Source organism: Aeromicrobium sp. CF4.19 (assembly GCF_051262555.1).
In the GTDB taxonomy this organism is placed as follows: Bacteria; Actinomycetota; Actinomycetes; order Propionibacteriales; family Nocardioidaceae; genus Aeromicrobium.
The window spans coordinates 187,034-203,140 of record NZ_JBIMEU010000003.1 but is presented as its reverse complement, the minus strand read 5'-3'; the positions used below and the strand labels follow the sequence as shown (position 1 = coordinate 203,140).

Below are 16,107 nucleotides of genomic sequence, written 5' to 3'. Positions count from 1 at the left end.
TGGTTCGTCATGTCGCCAGCAGCTCCTCGACGGCGCCGAGCACCCGGTCGGCCGGGAGGTCGACGTCGTCCTGCACCCGGTTCATGCGCCGCTGCGGTCGCCCCGGCTCCGCCGGGTCCGCCACGAGGTAGCGGTAGGTGGAGTCCGTGATGTTGGAGGTGATCGCCCAGTAGCCCGGGTCCACGTAGCGGGGGGCGAACAGCTCCAGGACGCGGACGCCCTCCGGTGCGAAGTTGAGGTTCGCCAGGCCTGCCCCGTGGACACCGACGACGACCTCGGCGGCGGCGAAGTGGTCGATCTGCTCCTGCACCGTGACCGCACCGGGATCGAACCGGGTGAAGCCCATCCGCTCCAGCTGTGGGCAGAGGTCCGGCTCGTGGACCAAGCGGCGCGACCTCGGCGCCGACCCGCGCGTGACGTAGAGCCGGCGTGGCCGACCGGTGACGTCGCGTGGGGGCAGGGTCCGCCGCAACCAGTCGGTGATCCAGCGGGGAGCGAGGTTGCGGACGTTGTTCAGGGACGGCACGAGGAGCCGGTCGGTGTCCACGGCCAGGTGCTTCTCCGGCTCGACCAGGTGGAAGCGGTCCAAGCCGACGAGCGAGGCGAGCTGGGCGTCCCAGCGGGTGCGGTGGCTGACGACGACGTGGTCCGGTCGGGCGTCGGGCAGCGCCTCGGTGAGGACGGCCCACCGGGGCAGGGCGTCCATCAGCGAGTGGTAGTAGTTCCGCGTCGAGGCGGGGGAGGCGAGGGACGCCGTCGTCCCCGGCAGGTGGGTGGTCTCCGGCAGGCGACTGCGCAGGTAGATCGGGTGCTCGTGCCAGCCGCGGATCCCGAAGTATGGGCTGGTCTGCAGGTCCAGGATGCCGCCGGGCGTGACCGTGGCCGCGTAGTCGCCGATGAGCCGTCCGTGATCCACGGCGAGGACGAACCGTTCGGGCACCTCGACGCTGCTGGCCTCGTCCCAGACCGTCAGCGGCACGGGTCCACCCTCCGCGGCTGGGCGCTGCAGCGCCTGGGCTGGGGCACCGACGTGGATCCGGACGTGGTCCGGCTCGGCGGCCGTGGTGGCGCGCGAGTCCGGCAGGGCGGTTCGCGGGACGGCCCGATCGCCCCCGACGCCCGTGGACCGGGTGGCCCGGCCCACCGAGCGGGTCGCGGCGCGGTGGACGACCTTGGCGGCGGGCCACAGGGGCTGCAGGGCCGGGGGGAGGCGGGTCATGGGGTCAGGTGGCCCGGGCGAACCAGGCGTTGCCGAGACCGGGCTTGTCCTGCGAGGGCTCGTCGCGGACGAGGTCGAGACCGGTGGCACCGAGGTAGTCGACGAGGTCCTTCAGGGAGCGTCCCTCCACGGGGTGGTACTCCATCACGATCCGCTGCACGCCGGCCCACAGTGCCGGGTCGCTGTCCAGGATGAATCCGTACTCTGCTCCCTCCGCGTCGCTCTTGACCAGGTCGACCCGACCGCCGGCGGCCGCGTGCACCCGGGCGAAGGAGACGCACGGAACCTCCACGACGCTGCCCAGGCCGTTCGGCGCGGTCAGACCGTTGTGTGCGCTCGCCTGGCCGTTGTCGATGAGGCCCAGGGTCCCGTCGCGGTCGGAGACGGCCTCCCGGTGGACGTGGAGGCGCTCCCCGAGCCCGTTGGCGGCGACGTTGCGCTCCAACCAGTCCGCGGTGGAGGGTGAGGCCTCGTAGGCGTGGACCACGGCGTGGGGGAGGGCCGCGCACACGGCCGTGGAGAAGCTGCCGACGTGGGCGCCGATGTCGACCGCCACGGCATCGTCACGCAGCCCGTCCACGAGGTCGCCGATGCGGTAGACGTCATCGGCATGGACCTCGAAGACCGGGAACCGAGCCCCGTCGGCGTTCGGCACGTGCAGGGTCGTGCCCGTGCGCGTGCGAAAGGTCAGGTCGCCGGGCCGGAGCATGCGGGTGACGATCTCGCGGCCGTTCTCGAAGTGGGTGAACGACTGCCGCAGCCGCCTGGCCGTGTAGGCGACGCCGCGAAGTCCCATGGATGCCCCTCCTGGAGTCGACGGACCGTCCGCCGTCACATCATCCAACACCGCCGGTGGGTCGGGGTTACGCCGGCGAGAACTTCGGGATGCGCAGCGTGACCTTGGTGCCCAGGCCGGGGCCGGTCTCCACCACGATGCCGCGCTCGTCGCCGTAGACCGTCCGCAGCCGCTCGTCGACGTTGGCCAGGCCGACGCTCGCGACGTCGCCGGCTCCGGCCAGGGCGGAGCGCACGGTCTCCGGCTCGACGCCGACGCCGTCGTCCTCCACGGAGATGACGCAGTCAGTGCCCTCGTCGAGGGCGAGCACGGTCACGGTGCCGGTGCCGTCCTTGGCCTCCAGGCCGTGGCGGACGGCGTTCTCCACGATCGGCTGCACGGTGAGGAAGGGCAGCCGCACGCTCAGGACCTCCGGTGCCACACGGGTCACCACGCGCAGACGGTCGCCGAAGCGGGCCTTCTCCAGGACCAGGTAGCGCTCGATGGAGCGCAGCTCCTCCGCCAGGGTCGTGAAGTCACCGTGCTGCCGGAAGGAGTACCGCGTGAAGTCCGCGAACTCCAGCAGGAGCTCGCGGGCGCGCTCCGGGTCGGTCCGCACGAACGAGGCGATCGCACCGAGGGAGTTGTAGATGAAGTGCGGCGAGATCTGCGCCCGCAGGGCCCGCAGCTCGGCCTCCATGAGGGCGGTGCGGGACTTGTCGAGCTCGGCGAGCTCGAGCTGGGTCGACATCCACGCGGCCACCTCGGTGGTGGCGCGGACCGTCCCGGCGAACGCCTCGTCGTCGACCACGACGAGTGTGCCGACGACGCGCTCCTCGACCGACAGGGGAGCCACGATGGCCTGCCCGGCCACCTGCGTGGTTCCGCTGGCCAGGACGGCGTCGACCAGCGGCGCGACGTCCCCGACCTCCCCCGGACCGTCCCAGACCAAGGGATCGCCCGTCCCGGTGATCGCGATCGTCGCGGTGCCCAGGAGAGTGCGCACGTGGGGCACGCACCGTGCGGCACTGTCGGGCGAGAGACCACCGCGGAGGGCCGGTGCGGCGAGGGAGGCCGCGTGCAGCGTCTCGTACGTGGCGCGGTCCTCCGCCGAGCCGAGGGAGCGCCTGGTCGGCAGCATCCGGCGTGCGAGCAGCACGCACACCAGGACGAGGACGGCCGCGCCGGCGACGGCGACGACGACCTGGTTCACCGGAAGTCGAGCAGCAACGTGTCCGGCGGTGGCGGCTGCTCGGCGACCTCGCTCTTGTCGACCCGTGCCCGCACGCAGCGGGTGACCTGGCGCAGCCTCAGGTGGCCGGTGTGCCCGGCGTTGGTGCTGAAGAGCTCGTGGACGCGCGCCAGGGTGGAGTCGTCGAGGTCGGTGCGCCCCGTGGCCCTGGCGTACTGCAGCAGGCCGGCGCGGTCGAGCCTCTCCCAGGTGGCGACCTCCTCGACCTCCGGCTCGTGGAACAGGCCCGAGGCGTTCAGCGTGTCGGGCCGACGCGGGGAGGTGGGTCGCTGTCCGACGATCTCGCGGAGCCGGCGCATCCACGGGATGGAGTCGTCATCGGTTCTGGCGATCGTCGACACCAGCCCGTCGTGCCTGAGCACGCGGGCGATCTCGGAGAGCTCGCGCACCGAGCCGTCCAGCCGGGGCGAGACGACGGCGTCGAAGCTGTCGGCGGAGAACGGCAGGGTCTCGTCGCTCGTGCGGACGTAGTTGAGGTCGCGGTTGCGCACGCTGCTGACGTCGGGGCCGGCCACCACCACGTCGTGGCCCTGGTCGCTGAGTCGGTAGGCCAGGGCTCCGTCCCCGAGGTGCAGCACGCAGGCGAGGCGTCCGCCGACCAGCCACTTGGCCGCCCTGGACGCGGGGCTGTCCGCCCCGTCGAGGCGGTCCTCGGCGTCCTGGTCGAAGAAGTGGCTCACTCTAGGCAGGCTACCGGCCCCGCCGATGGGCACCGGTAGCCTGCGGGCGTGTCAGAGCAGCCGGACCCGTTCATCGCCGCGGCCTCGATGGAGGGCGTCCCCTCCGCCTTCGCGGCCACCCGTGACGGCATCGACTCGCTGCTGCGTGACCGTGGGCTTCGTCGTTCCAGCCCGGAGGACACGGCCCGCTCGCTCCTGCTGGGTGCGGCGGCCACGGCGTCACTGGAGGGCAGCGACGTGGACCCCGAGGCCCTCGCGGGCGGAGCCGGTGACGCGACGGCCAGAGCCGGGCTGCGGCTGTCCACCGAGCTGCTGGGCCTGGTCCCCACCTGGAACCGGTCACCGGTCCAGGTGCTGGCGCGGCTGCACGCCCTCGCCGCCGCGGGGTCGGTCGGTGACGGTGACCTCGGCCGGCCGGCCTCGCCGGGGGGCGTGGCCCGACTCACCGAGCTCGCGCGCCTGCTCGCGCTGCCGACGCAGGCGCCGGCCCTGGTGGTCGCGGCGCTCGTCCACGCCGAGATCATCGCTGCGGGAGCGTTCGTCTCGCACAACGGCGTCGTCGCGCGGGCCGCGGAGCGACTCGTCGTCGTCGCGCGGGGGGTCGACCCCGCCTCCGTCACGGTGCCCGAGGCCGGGCACGCGGCCGAGCCCGACGGCTACCGCGCAGCACTCACGGCCTACGGTCGCGGTGACGCGGCCGGGGTGAACCAGTGGCTGGGCTACGCCTCGCAGGCCTTCGCCCGCGGAGCCGAGGCCTCTCCTCTCGCCCGTCGTTGACTCACGTCCTGAGCCAACGCACGGGGTCGCGCACCGTCCAAGGCGCGCTGAGCGTCCCGCTCAGGTGCTCGAGGCCAGGACGGTCTCGAAGCGTGCGGTGATGGTCGGCAGGTGGAACTTCTCCTCGGCGACAGTGCGAGCCCGGGAGCCGATGACCTGGACGGACTCGGGGTCGTGGTGCAGCTTCTCCAGCCACTCCACGGCGCCACGAGCACCGTCGCACGTGGGGACGTCGACGTGCCCGCCCGTGGCCAGGATGTCCGCGGCGGCCGGGTTGTCCTGCGGCATGAGGCCCAGGATGGGACGGCCCGCCGCCATGTAGGACAGCACCTTGCTGGGGATGGAGAACGCGGTGGCGTCCGGCTCGAGCAGGGCCACGAGCACGTCCGCGGACCCGAGGACGTAGGGCAGGTCCGCGGCGGGCTGGAAGGGGAGCACGCGCAGCCCGAGGTCGGGCTCCGCTGCGGCGACGGCCGCCAGGTCGTCGGCCGCCTCGCCCTCGGAGACCACCGTGAGGCACACCGGGACGCCACGGTCGCGGGTCTCTCGCACCGCGTCGACGAGCAGCATCGGGTTGTGCTTGCGGCCGAGCGTCCCGGCGTAGAGCAGCCTCAGGCCGCAGTCCTGGGCGAAGATCTCCTCGGTCCGATGGTTCTCCCGCTCGGTCGGATGGACCTTGTCCAGTGGCGCCCAGTTGGGGATGACCGACACTCGCTCGGTCGGGACGCCCCAGCGACGGTACGTCTCGGTGAACCCGTCCCCGATCGCGACGACGTGGGCCGCGGTGCGGGCGCAGAACCGCTCCATCCGGTCGAAGACGCGGGCGGCGAGGGCGCCGAGCGGGCGGGGCAGCCGTGCGCGGGCCTCGTCGGCCAGGCCCGCGCTGTAGATGTCCTGGTGCCAGAAGATCCACGGGTGCCCGCGCAGCCGTGCCCACACGGCCCAGCGGAAGTGGGAGATCAGCGGAACGTTGGAGGCGATCGTGGCGTCGCTCTCCCCCGTCCGGGTCCGCCGGATCCACTCCCTGCCGTAGCCCACCTCGTACCGCAGCCGGGCCAGCGGCGAGTACTTGAGGAACGGCAGGCTCAGACGCACTCCCGTGAACCGCAGGCTCGGCGCGTCCTCGGGCAACCTCTCCAGGTGCCCCTTGCCGCAGACGTACTGCTCGGCGTGCAGGTGCTCGACCTCGTGTCCCGCGGCCGCGAGGCTGCGGGAGAGCTCGGCCTGGAAGGGGTGACCGGAGAAGTCGTGGACGGCGATCCGCATCGGCTCAGGCGCTGAGCTCGTCGTGGATCCAGGAGTAGGTCCTCTCCAGGCCGTCCTGCAGCGAGATCGACGGCTCCCACCCGTAGATGGACTCGAACATCGTGTTGTCGCTGTTGCGGCCACGCACGCCCTGGGGCGCATCGAGCTTGTACCTGCGCTCGAGGGTGATGCCGGCGATGTCCTCCAGGATCGAGACCATCTGGTTGATGGTCACCAGCTCGGCCGAGCCGAGGTTGACGGGCTCGACGTTGTCGCCGGCCAGGATCTCCTTGGTGCCGCGGACGCAGTCGTCGATGTACATGAAGCTGCGGCTCTGCTCACCGTCGCCCCAGATCTCGATCGTGTGGTCGCCGCTCATCTTCGCCCGGGCGACCTTGCGCGACAGCGCGGCAGGCGCCTTCTCGCGACCACCGTCGTAGGTCCCCTCGGGGCCGTACACGTTGTGGTACCGGGCGACGCGCGTCTCCAGACCGAAGTCCTCGCGGAAGTGGCGGGCCATGCGCTCGCTGAACAGCTTCTCCCAGCCGTAGCCGTCCTCGGGATCCCCGGGATAGGCGTCGGCCTCCTTGAGCGCCGTCACGTTCGGGTCCGTCTGCTTGTCGCCGGCATAGACGCAGGCCGAGCTGCTGTAGAAGAAGCGGCGGGTGCCGGCGTCGCGTGCGGCGACGAGCATGTTGGTGCTCGTGAGCACGGACAGCATGCACTCGGCCTTGTTGTTCTCGATGAAGCCCATGCCGCCCATGTCGGCGGCGAGGTTGTAGATCTCCTCGCTGCCGACCGCCATCTTGTGCGCGTCGGTGGGGTCGGCGCAGTCGGCGACCATGTTCTCCGCGCCGGAGTGCACCTGGTACCAGTCGCCCTCGGGCTTCTTGTCGACCGCGCGGACGGAGCGGCCGGAGCTCAGCAGGTCGGCGACGAGGTGGCCTCCGATGAAGCCTCCCGCGCCCGTCACCAGAATGGTCATCAGATCTCACACCTTCTCGTCGTCTTCGGGGTGGCCGACCCGAGAGCTGTTCGGGGACGGTGTGCCGGATCTAACGAGCGTGATCGGACAAAGTTTCGCGCTGATGCCCGTCGATGACCTTCTCGAGGCGATTCCCGGCGGGACCTCCGTGAGTTCGCCGGGGTCGCAGCCAAATCGCTCGACCTCGCATAGACTCGCCCCCGACCGTGCGGCGTCCGACGGTCCGTCTTGGAGGAATTCTCGTGGATCTGCGGCAGTTCTTGGGCATCTTGCGTGCGCGGTGGAAGTTCGGGCTCGCGACGATCGTGCTCGGCAGCGTCGCCACCGCCCTGTACCTCTTCCTCGCTGCGCCGCAGTACGGGTCCGACGTCAAGCTGTTCGTGTCGTCGCCGACCGGAGGCAACGCCGACTACGCCGCCGCCTTCATCGTGACGCAGCGCGTGGAGTCCTACGCCGACCTCGCGACCGACCCTGCCACGATGCAGCGGGTCGTCGACCGCCTCGAGCTCGACGAGAGCTATGAGGACCTGCAGGACAAGGTCGAGGCCGTGGTCATCCCGTCCACCCAGACCGTCCAGGTGGAGGTCCGCTCTGACACGCCCGAGGGCGCCCAGCAGATCGCCGAGGCAGCCGGCGAGGAGCTCGTTGCGCTCGTGGAACGGCTGGAGGCGCCGGCCGGTGACGCATCGGACCCGGCCCTCGCGGCCCGGATCGCGAGCCCGGCCAGCATCAGCGACAGTCGCGTCTCGCCCAACATCCCGCTCGTGCTGGGCATCGGCATCCTGCTCAGCATCTTCCTCGCGGTGGCCGGATCGGTCCTGCGGGACCTGCTCGATCGCACCGTCAAGACCCGTCAGGACGTCGAGAAGGTCACCGGCACCGCGGTTCTCTCCACGCTGCCCTACGAGCCGGGCGTGAAGAAGGAGCCGTTGATCACCGACCGGTCCGGGTCGCTGGCCGAGGCGCTCCGGGTGCTGCGCACCAACCTGCAGTTCGCCAACCTCGACGCCAACCGGCAGACGTTGCTCGTCTCCAGTGCCGTTCCCGACGAGGGCAAGACGCTCGTCGCCACCAACCTGGCCATCTCCATGGCGCAGTCCGGCAAGTCGGTCCTGCTGATCGATGCCGACATGCGCAACCCCAACGTGGCCGGGCTGCTCGGGCTGGAGAACTCCGTCGGCCTCGTCACGGTGCTCGTCGGGCGCTCCACCCTCCACGGCGCCATCCAGGAGCACTCCAGCGGCGTGAGCTTCATCGGCACCGGCCCCACCCCGCCCAACCCGGCTGAGGTCCTGGAGACGCAGGCTATGCGCGACTTCCTGGCCTCGGTCCGGCGGGAGTTCGACACGGTCATCATCGACGCGCCGCCGATGCTGCCGGTGGCCGATGCCTCCATCCTCATGGCGGAGGTCGACGGCGCCCTGCTGCTGGTCCGGCACGGCTCCACGACCCGCGAGCAGCTGCGCCTGGCCGTCGCACGCATCGAGACCATCGGTGGACGCCTGTTCGGCACGATCCTCAACCGCACCCCGCGACGTTCCACCGGTAGCTACGGCGACGCCTACGGGTACGGATACGGATACGGGTACGGCACGCTCCCCGAGGCCGACCCGTCGGAGCCCAGGCGAACGGCGCGCCTCGCCGGTCGCGGGCAGCGCCGCGCGGTGCGGTAGGTCGGTCGTGTCCCCCCTCGGTCAGGCTGGCTCGACCGATCGCCGGTCCCGGCTCACCCGTGATCTCGTCGCGGCTCGCAACGACGTGGTGCGGCGCTTCGTGGCCGCGGTGCCCGCCGCCCTCGTCATCGCCGTGCTGTACGTCTGGATCCCGCTCGCGACCGGGTCGCTCTTCGCCGCCCTGGCCGGCCTCGCCCTCATCGTCGGCGTGACCCTCGTCCTCGTGCTCGGGCTCGAGCGTTGTGCCACCCTCATGCTGGCTCTCGCCTTCTTCTCCGCGCCGATGAACTCCGTCCGCCCGGTGCCCGGGGCAGGGTTCGCCACCGCCTCCGACCTGCTCCTGCTCGTCGGGATCCTCCTGCTGGTCCCCGGCTTGGTGTCGCGACCACTGAAGGGTCAGGCCTTCTTCCTCGTGGGTGCCGGTGGCGTCTTCGCGATGAGCCTCGTCGCATCGATGCTGACGTCGGAGACCTTCGTGAGCCTGAACATCATCGCGCGCCTCGTGGTGGGAGCCCTGGCGCTGCCGATGGTCTTCGCCGTGTGGCGACCCCGTCGGCAGGTCGTCGTGCTGCTCGCGACGGCGTACGTCCTGGGCAACATCGCCAACGTGGGCTACGGCCTGGCCCGTGGCACCGTCACGTCCGAGGGCAGGCACCTCGGGTTGTCCATGCACGTCAACATCCTGGGCTTCTGCGCGATGCTCGCCCTGGCGCTGATCCCCTTCCTCCTGCGCGAGCTGCCGCGCCGGTGGCACTGGGCCGTCCTCGTGGCAGGCGGGGTGTGTGCCTACGGCGTGTGGGTGAGCGGCAGCCGGGCCGCCCTCGTGGTGGCGGTCGCCGTCGGCGTGCTGTACCCGGTCGTCGCGCGGTCCATCCCGGCAGCACTCGCGTTGTTCGGCGCCGGCATCGCCGGGATCTGGTTCGTGGGCAATGCCCTGACGTCGGGTGAGGCCGAGACCAACACGATCGGGCGCATCCTGGGTGCTGGAACGGCGTCAGCCTCGGACCAGCAGCGCGAGCTCGAGGCTCAGGGGGCGGTGGAGCAGTTCCTCGCCCACCCGGTCTTCGGCGGTGGCTTCACCGTGGAGATCCTCGACGCACACAACATCTACCTGCAGGTCGCGGCAGCAGGGGGGCTGGCGGTGCTCGGCTTCTACCTCGTGCTCCTCGGTGCCGTCGTCATGCAGAGCCTGCGCCTGCCGCCTCGCTACCACGTGCTGGTCCTGCCGGCCGTCGCCTACATCCTCATCGGTCCCCTCACCCCGCTGCTGTGGGATCGCTACATCTGGTGCGTCCTGGCCCTGCCGTTCCTGCTGGCCGCCCCGTCCGAGACCGATGACGTGTCCGAGGCCCCACGAGAGAAGCTGGTGACCCGATGAGCCTGCTGCGACGATCCCGCTTCGCCGCCCGCCGCACGCGCCAGACGCTGGCGACCTTCGACAACGGCCGTGCCGTGCTGCGCGCGATCGTCGGACGCGACGAGGAGCTGGACTACCGCGTCGGTGGGTTGATCGTCACCGGACCGAACGCGCCGGGTGCACGGGTGCCGGTGTACGAGGTCTTCGCCGAGGACGAGTACTCCATGACGTGGTTCGGACAGGGCCTGGGTGACACACCCGTGCTCGTCGACATCGGCGCGCACATCGGCTGCTTCTCCCTCGACTTCGCGACGCGGCACGAGGGTGCGCGGGTGCACTGCTACGAGCCCACGCCGTCCACCGGCCGGTACCTGAGCCGCAACGTCGAGCAGAACGGCCTGGCCGACTGCGTGACGGTGCACCACCAAGCCGTCGCCGCCGCCTCCGGGGTCCTCGTCATGGCCGACAACGGTGCCGGCAGCGGCCACAACGGCGTGCTGCACCTCGGCGAGGAGGGCGCGGTCAGCATCGAGGTGCCCAGCGTCAGCCTGGAGCACGTGCTGCGCGAGGCCGGCGGTGAGGTCGACGTCCTCAAGATGGATGCCGAGGGCGCCGAGTACGACATCGTGCTGAACGCGTCGCCGGACGTGTGGGCGGGGGTGCGCCGCGTCGTCATGGAGTACCACGCGCTGCCCGGTCACGACTTCGAGGAGCTGAGGGCCCGCCTGGAGCAGTCCGGCCTGCACCTGGTGCGTCGCGACCGCTACAACGACGGGCTCGGGCTGGCCTGGTTCACGCGGGACGAGCTCGCGCAGGGCTGAGGGGGCGGCCCCTCGCCGTGCCCGTGCCGGACGGCCGGCACGCAGGACGACGGCGCCGCTGCGAGAGCGACGCCGCCTGGGTCCAGCGTTTCGGCTACCGAGCGTGCCTTCGTCAAATCATCGCCCCGGGGCCGCTGTCCCTGAGTGGTGCGGTTGTCCCGAGTGCGACTGCCCTTTGGGACGGGAGATCGCCGCGTGGGTGCCGTGGTGCTGGGCCGGCTGTGAAGTTGTGTCCTCAGTGTGGCCCCGGGAATCCCCGGGCGACACCCCTACCCCCTCGTAATGTTCTGTGACCCAGTTCACAAGGCGCCGTGGCCGCCGAGCATCAGGCGACGGCGGCACGCAGACGCTCGAACGGGCCTGCCGGCCGGCGACGTCGACGCACCGCGAGGGTCACCGCGACCCCGGTCGCGACCGCCACGACGGTGACGGCGGCCAGACCCGTCCGGGCACCGAGGCCGAGCCGGCGACGCAGACCCACTGGACGCTCGAAGCGCAGGATCGGCCAGTCACGCTCCTCCGCGATGGTGCGCAGGGCCCGGTCGGGGTTGACGCAGAACGGGTGACCGACGGTCTCGAGCATCGGCACGTCGGTCTCGGAGTCGGAGTAGGCGAAGCTCGCGGTGAGGTCGATGCCACGCTCCCGGGCGAGGCGCTCCATGGCGGTGGCCTTGTGCGGTCCGTAGGCGTAGAAGGCCACCTCGCCGGTGTAGCGGCCGTCGTCGTCCTCCACGAGGGTGGTGGCGATGACGTCGTCGATCCCGAGCAGCTCGCCGATGGGCTCGACGACCTCCGAGCCCGACGCGGAGACGATGACGACGTCGCGCCCGGCCGCCCGGTGGTGCTCGATGAGGTCCACGGCCTCGGCGTAGACGATCGGGTCGACGATCTCGTGCAGGGTCTCGCGGACGGAGCGGCGCACGACCTCGACGTCCCACCCGGCGATCATCGTCGTGAGGTAGGTGCGCATCTGCTCGAGCCGGTCGTGGTCGGCCCCACGGGCGCCGAAGACCAGATTGGCGTAGGCGCTGCGCAGGACGGCGCGGCGGCTCAGCAGGCCTCCCTCGAAGAACGCCTTGCTGAAGGCGAGCGTGCTCGATCGCGCGATGATCGTCTTGTCCAGGTCGAAGAAGGCCGCGGAGCGGGGGCCGGGTCGCGCGTCGGGAGGCACGTGATCAGGATAGGTGCGTGCGGGGACGCCCACCGGCTGCCCGGGGCCATCCACAGGGCGAGGCGTCCCGTCCCGGTCGTCCACAGGCGTCGGCGCCCACCCTGTGCAGGCCGTCGCTGCGGCGACATCGTGGGCTCATGGACGCCGTGCCCCTGGTCGCGACCGCCGACGCGCAGATCCTCGAGGACGCCCTGCGCTGGTGCGCCGCGCTCGGGACGACGCCGCACACCGCGGCCGACGTCATCGGCGCGCGACGGTCCTGGCGCAGTGCTGCGCTGGTCGTCGTCGGTGCCGATCTCGCACCTGAGCTGGCCGCCGCCGGGCTGGCCCGGCGCGACCACGTGCTCGTCGTCGACGACGGCCGCCCGGGCGAGCGCGTCTGGGCGGCGGCCGTGGCCCTCGGTGCGGTGGAGGTCGTCTCCAGCGCTGACGAGACCGTCGCGCTGGAGGCCCTCGCGCGGTCGGTGGACGGTCGTGGTGAGGGATGCCTGGTCACCGTCATCAGTGCGGTCGGCGGCGCCGGCGGGTCCGTCTTCACGGCGGCGCTGGGAGCACGGGCCGTGCGGCGGGGTCTGGACGCGGCGGTGCTCGACCTCGACCCCCTCGGCGGCGGTCTGGACCTCGTGCTGGGGGCCGAGGAGGCCGACGGTGCACGATGGCAGGGCCTCGCCGGTGCGGACGGCACACTCTCGGCCGGGTCGCTGGCCCAGGTCCTCCCCCGTCACGACGGCTTGGCCGCGCTGACCTGGTCCCGGGACGAGCCGGTCACGGAGCCGACGGCACTGACTGCGGTGCTCGGAGCCGCCACCCGCGGCTTCGACGTGGTCGTCGCAGACGCCCCGCGTCACGGTGGCAGCGCCACCGCCGAGGTGGTCGGGCGGTCGGTCTGCAGCGTCGTGCTCGTCCCCGAGGAGACCAGGGCCCTCGGTGCGGCGCGGGCCCTGCTGGAGACCCTCGGCGGACTGACCACGTCCATCGCCGTGCTGTGCGTGGCACGGTCGGGCGGGCCCGGGCCCGCCCTGGTGGAACGTACGCTCGCCCGCCCCGTCCTGGGCCGTCTGCGCCCGGACCGGCGGCTTCGCGCATCGGTCGAGCAGGGGTTCGGGCCGCGCACGTCGCGGTCCCTCGCCAGGTCGACCGACGCCGTGCTCGACCTGCTCGGGCTGGCGGCGCCATGAGCGAGACGACGGCCACGGACCCCGGGCTCATGGACCGGGTGCGTCGACGCCTCGCTGCCGACACCACCGAACCGACGCCCCAGACGGTCGCCGCGGCGTTGCGGGCCGAGGCCGGCCTGCACGGCAGCGCCACCGTCCTCGCGATCGTCGACGCACTGCGTGGTGAGACGCGCGGGGCCGGTGCCCTCGAGCCCCTGCTCGGTACCGAGGGCGTGACGGACGTGCTCGTCAACGGTGCCGGGGCGGTCCACCTCGACCGCGGCAACGGTCTGGAGCAGGTCGACGTCGTCCTCGGTGACGAGGCGGCCGTTCGTCGCCTGGCCCAGCGCCTCGCCGCCCGTGCAGGGAGGAGGCTGGACGACGCGAGCCCGTGGGTGGACGCTCGGCTGCCCGACGGCACCCGGCTGCACGCCGTGCTGGCCCCGTTGGCGAGGCCGGGGACGCTCATCTCGCTGCGCGTGCCCGCACGGCGCTCCTTCGACCTCGACGCGCTGGAGCGCGTCGGCACCCTCTCGGGTGACGCCCGACAGTGGGTCGAGCGGCTGCTGGCCGCGAGGGCGGCCTTCGTCATCACCGGTGGCACGGGGTCGGGCAAGACCACGCTGCTCTCGGCGATGCTCGCCGCGGTCGGCCCGCAGGAGCGGATCGTGGTCGTCGAGGACGCCACGGAGCTGCGTCCGGCGCACCCTCACGTCGTCGGGCTCGAGGCGCGTCCGGCCAACATCGAGGGGTCCGGCCTGGTCACCGTCCGGGACCTGGTGCGCCAGGCGCTGCGGATGCGGCCCGATCGGCTCGTCGTGGGCGAGGTCCGTGGGGCCGAGGTCGTCGACCTGCTCGCAGCGCTCAACACGGGTCACGAGGGCGGCTGCGGCACCCTGCACGCGAACTCCGCTGCCGATGTCCCGGCCCGGTTCGAGGCCCTCGGGGTGGCCGCCGGGCTCACCCGGGAGGCCGTGCACAGTCAGCTCGCCGCCAGCGTGGACGTCGTGCTGCACCTCGGTCGACATCCGGGAGGGACCCGACGACTCGAGGAGATCGCGGTGCTCGAGACGACCGCGGACGGGCTCGTGACCGTCGTTCCCGGACTCCGGCTCGATCACGGTGCCCTGGTCCCCGGCCCGGGGCACGAGCGGCTGCGCGCCATCTGTGCGCGGGCGTCGTGAACGCGTGGGGCGCCCTCGCGGCGTCGTGCGCCATGGTCGCCGTGCTGTCCTGGCGTCCCCCGGCGGCCTGGTCGGTCGCCACCCGGCTGCGCCTGCCGGGCCGGGGCCGAGGGCGCAGGCTCCCGTCGAGTCGCGCAGCCCAGCTCGCCGCCCTGGTGCCGGTGACGATCCTCGTCCTGGCCATCGATGCGACGGCGCCCGCCCTGGCGGCCGTGACCGTGGCGGGCGTCGCCCTCTTCGTCCTGCAGCAGGTCCGGGCACAGCGTCAGCGCGCGCGTCGTGAGGCGACGCGTGTGGAGGTGTGCGGAGCGTTGGACCTGCTGGCGGCAGAGCTGCGGGGCGGCATCCTGGCGAGCCACGCCCTGCTCTCCGCGGCGACCGCCACCGACTCCCTGCGGCCGGTGCGTCGCGCGGCGGCCGAGGGGGGCGACGTGCCCTCGGCGCTGCGGGCGGCGGCAACCCAGCCCGGCGCCGCCGCGTGGGCCGCACTCGCTGCGGGATGGGCCGTCGCGGAACGGGCGGGTGCTCCCATGGCCGACGTCGTCGAGCAGATCGCGGACACCGTGCGGGACGACCTCGACCTCGTCCGCGAGGTGGCGACCGAGGCCGCCCCTGCACGGGCCACCGGACGGCTCATGGCGATGCTCCCCGTCCTGGGCCTCGGGCTCGGCGCCGGCATGGGTGCCGACCCGGTGCACCTGCTGACCCGGACCGTCCCGGGAGCCCTGTGCCTGGCCGCCGGGGCGGCGATGGCGTGCCTGGGGACCTGGTGGGTCGAACGCATCGTCGCCGGGGCACAGGCTCCACCGTGAGCGCGATCCTGGCCGGGATCACCGTCTGGCTGCTCGTGCCCCCGACCTCCGCGCGTCGGACCCGTGTCGTCCTCGACCGCACGCCCCCTCGGCGTCGGCCGGGCCCGGTGGGACTCGTCACGATCACGGTGCCGGTGCTCTGCCTGGTCGTGCTCGGCCTGTGGCTCGGCCTGCTGGTGGCCGCCGCCCTCACGCCCGTGGTGCGAACGACCGTGGCCGGGCTGGAGACGGCCGCGCGGCGCCGCCAGGACGAGGCCATGGTGAGCCGGCTGCCCGCTGCGCTGGACCTCGTGGTGGCCGCCCTGGACGCGGGCAGGCCGCCGGTGGCGGCGCTCGCTCTCGTCGCCGACGTCGTGGAGGACCCGCTGGCCCGCGAGCTCCGTCTCGTGACGGCCCGGCTCGAGTCGGGAGGTGAGCCACGCGCGGTCTGGGCGCTGCTGGCCGAGCACCGGGTGCTCGGACCGGTCGGGCGCGCCTTCGGACGGGCCGAGGTCTCGGGCATGCCGGTCGCGCGGGTCGTGGCCTCGGTGGCCGTGGAGGCGCGCCGTACACGCCGTTCCACGGCGAGAGAGCGCAGCCGTCGCGTGGGCGTGCGGACCGCGGCCCCGCTCGGTGCCTGCTTCCTGCCGGCGTTCTTCCTGGTGGGCGTCGTGCCGACCATCATCGGCGTCGTCTCGGGCCTGGAGCTCTTCTGAGGGTCCTCCACAGGCTGGCACCCGGCGCCCGTGTGTCCACAGCCCTGGCGCGTTGTTGACCGGGTGACGCTCGCCGACGCGATCTTCCGGTGTCAGTTTCGATTCGAGAGGACCACCCATGAAGAAGTTCCTGCGTCCGCGCTCCGAGCGCGGCATGACCACGGCCGAGTACACCGTCGGCACGCTCGGTGCCTGCACCGTCGGCGGCGTGCTGGTCAAGATCGGCCAGTCCGACTGGTTCGGCGACCTCGTGCGGGACGTGCTCGGCAACATCCCGTCGCTGCTGCCGTTCTGAGGGGTGTGC

The 16,107-nt window shown here is 72.4% G+C and carries 16 protein-coding genes; 9 read left to right on the top strand and 7 right to left on the bottom strand.

The window, feature by feature from the left end:
- Positions 1–7: 7 nt before the first annotated feature.
- From ACHAAC_RS08640 to ACHAAC_RS08625, 4 genes are all read right to left on the bottom strand, one after another.
- Positions 8–1,219, bottom strand: a complete 1,212-nt coding sequence (locus ACHAAC_RS08640; protein WP_435715721.1) for a glycosyltransferase family 61 protein — start codon at positions 1,217–1,219, stop codon at positions 8–10.
- 4 nt (positions 1,220–1,223) lie between these two features.
- Positions 1,224–2,015 carry an FkbM family methyltransferase gene (locus ACHAAC_RS08635; protein ID WP_435715720.1) on the bottom strand — a complete coding sequence of 264 codons (792 nt, stop codon included), beginning with the start codon at positions 2,013–2,015 and terminating at the stop codon, positions 1,224–1,226.
- A gap of 67 nt (positions 2,016–2,082) precedes the next feature.
- Positions 2,083–3,207, bottom strand: a complete 1,125-nt coding sequence (locus ACHAAC_RS08630; protein WP_435715719.1) for a sensor histidine kinase — start codon at positions 3,205–3,207, stop codon at positions 2,083–2,085.
- Positions 3,204–3,926: a methyltransferase domain-containing protein gene (locus ACHAAC_RS08625; RefSeq protein ID WP_435715718.1), complete on the bottom strand. Its 723-nt coding sequence runs from the start codon at positions 3,924–3,926 to the stop codon at positions 3,204–3,206. The genes ACHAAC_RS08630 and ACHAAC_RS08625 overlap by 4 nt, the downstream gene beginning before the upstream one ends.
- A 48-nt stretch (positions 3,927–3,974) precedes the next feature.
- Between ACHAAC_RS08625 and ACHAAC_RS08620 the strand changes: the two genes are divergently transcribed.
- The gene (locus ACHAAC_RS08620) at positions 3,975–4,703 is read left to right on the top strand and encodes an oxidoreductase (protein WP_435715717.1); all 729 of its coding nucleotides are present in this window, start codon (positions 3,975–3,977) and stop codon (positions 4,701–4,703) included.
- A gap of 60 nt (positions 4,704–4,763) precedes the next feature.
- Here ACHAAC_RS08620 and ACHAAC_RS08615 read toward each other — a convergent pair whose 3' ends face one another.
- Both ACHAAC_RS08615 and ACHAAC_RS08610 read right to left on the bottom strand, forming a co-directional pair.
- Complete coding sequence (locus tag ACHAAC_RS08615; protein ID WP_435715716.1) at positions 4,764–5,969, bottom strand: glycosyltransferase family 4 protein; 1,206 nt, start codon at positions 5,967–5,969, stop codon at positions 4,764–4,766.
- Positions 5,970–5,973: 4 nt separating this feature from the next.
- Complete coding sequence (locus ACHAAC_RS08610) at positions 5,974–6,933, bottom strand: NAD-dependent epimerase/dehydratase family protein (RefSeq protein WP_435715715.1); 960 nt, start codon at positions 6,931–6,933, stop codon at positions 5,974–5,976.
- 242 nt (positions 6,934–7,175) lie between these two features.
- Between ACHAAC_RS08610 and ACHAAC_RS08605 the strand changes: the two genes are divergently transcribed.
- Genes ACHAAC_RS08605 through ACHAAC_RS08595 form a run of 3 tightly spaced genes read left to right on the top strand, consistent with a single transcriptional unit; the run spans position 7,176 to position 10,784 of the window.
- Positions 7,176–8,606: a polysaccharide biosynthesis tyrosine autokinase gene (locus tag ACHAAC_RS08605; RefSeq protein WP_435715714.1), complete on the top strand. Its 1,431-nt coding sequence runs from the start codon at positions 7,176–7,178 to the stop codon at positions 8,604–8,606.
- A 7-nt stretch (positions 8,607–8,613) separates the two neighbouring features.
- The gene (locus tag ACHAAC_RS08600; protein WP_435715713.1) at positions 8,614–9,984 is read left to right on the top strand and encodes an O-antigen ligase family protein; all 1,371 of its coding nucleotides are present in this window, start codon (positions 8,614–8,616) and stop codon (positions 9,982–9,984) included.
- Positions 9,981–10,784: an FkbM family methyltransferase gene (locus tag ACHAAC_RS08595; protein ID WP_435715712.1), complete on the top strand. Its 804-nt coding sequence runs from the start codon at positions 9,981–9,983 to the stop codon at positions 10,782–10,784. The genes ACHAAC_RS08600 and ACHAAC_RS08595 overlap by 4 nt, the downstream gene beginning before the upstream one ends.
- A 325-nt stretch (positions 10,785–11,109) precedes the next feature.
- Here the strand turns inward: ACHAAC_RS08595 and ACHAAC_RS08590 are convergent, their stop codons facing one another.
- Positions 11,110–11,955, bottom strand: coding sequence for an HAD family hydrolase (locus ACHAAC_RS08590; protein WP_435715711.1), 846 nt, complete (start codon positions 11,953–11,955; stop codon positions 11,110–11,112).
- Between the two features lie 137 nt (positions 11,956–12,092).
- On the opposite strand from ACHAAC_RS08590, the gene ssd reads away from it, so the two are divergent.
- From ssd to ACHAAC_RS08565, 5 genes are all read left to right on the top strand, one after another.
- Entirely contained in the window at positions 12,093–13,133 is a 1,041-nt protein-coding gene (gene ssd / locus ACHAAC_RS08585; protein ID WP_435715710.1) for a septum site-determining protein Ssd, read from the top strand.
- Entirely contained in the window at positions 13,130–14,296 is a 1,167-nt protein-coding gene (locus ACHAAC_RS08580) for a TadA family conjugal transfer-associated ATPase (protein WP_435715709.1), read from the top strand. Before ssd ends, ACHAAC_RS08580 begins: the two co-directional genes overlap by 4 nt.
- The gene (locus tag ACHAAC_RS08575; protein ID WP_435715708.1) at positions 14,293–15,108 is read left to right on the top strand and encodes a type II secretion system F family protein; all 816 of its coding nucleotides are present in this window, start codon (positions 14,293–14,295) and stop codon (positions 15,106–15,108) included. Before ACHAAC_RS08580 ends, ACHAAC_RS08575 begins: the two co-directional genes overlap by 4 nt.
- Positions 15,105–15,803, top strand: a complete 699-nt coding sequence (locus tag ACHAAC_RS08570; protein ID WP_435715707.1) for a type II secretion system F family protein — start codon at positions 15,105–15,107, stop codon at positions 15,801–15,803. Before ACHAAC_RS08575 ends, ACHAAC_RS08570 begins: the two co-directional genes overlap by 4 nt.
- Positions 15,804–15,921: 118 nt before the next feature.
- Complete coding sequence (locus ACHAAC_RS08565) at positions 15,922–16,098, top strand: DUF4244 domain-containing protein (RefSeq protein ID WP_435715706.1); 177 nt, start codon at positions 15,922–15,924, stop codon at positions 16,096–16,098.
- The last annotated feature ends 9 nt before the right edge of the window (positions 16,099–16,107 follow it).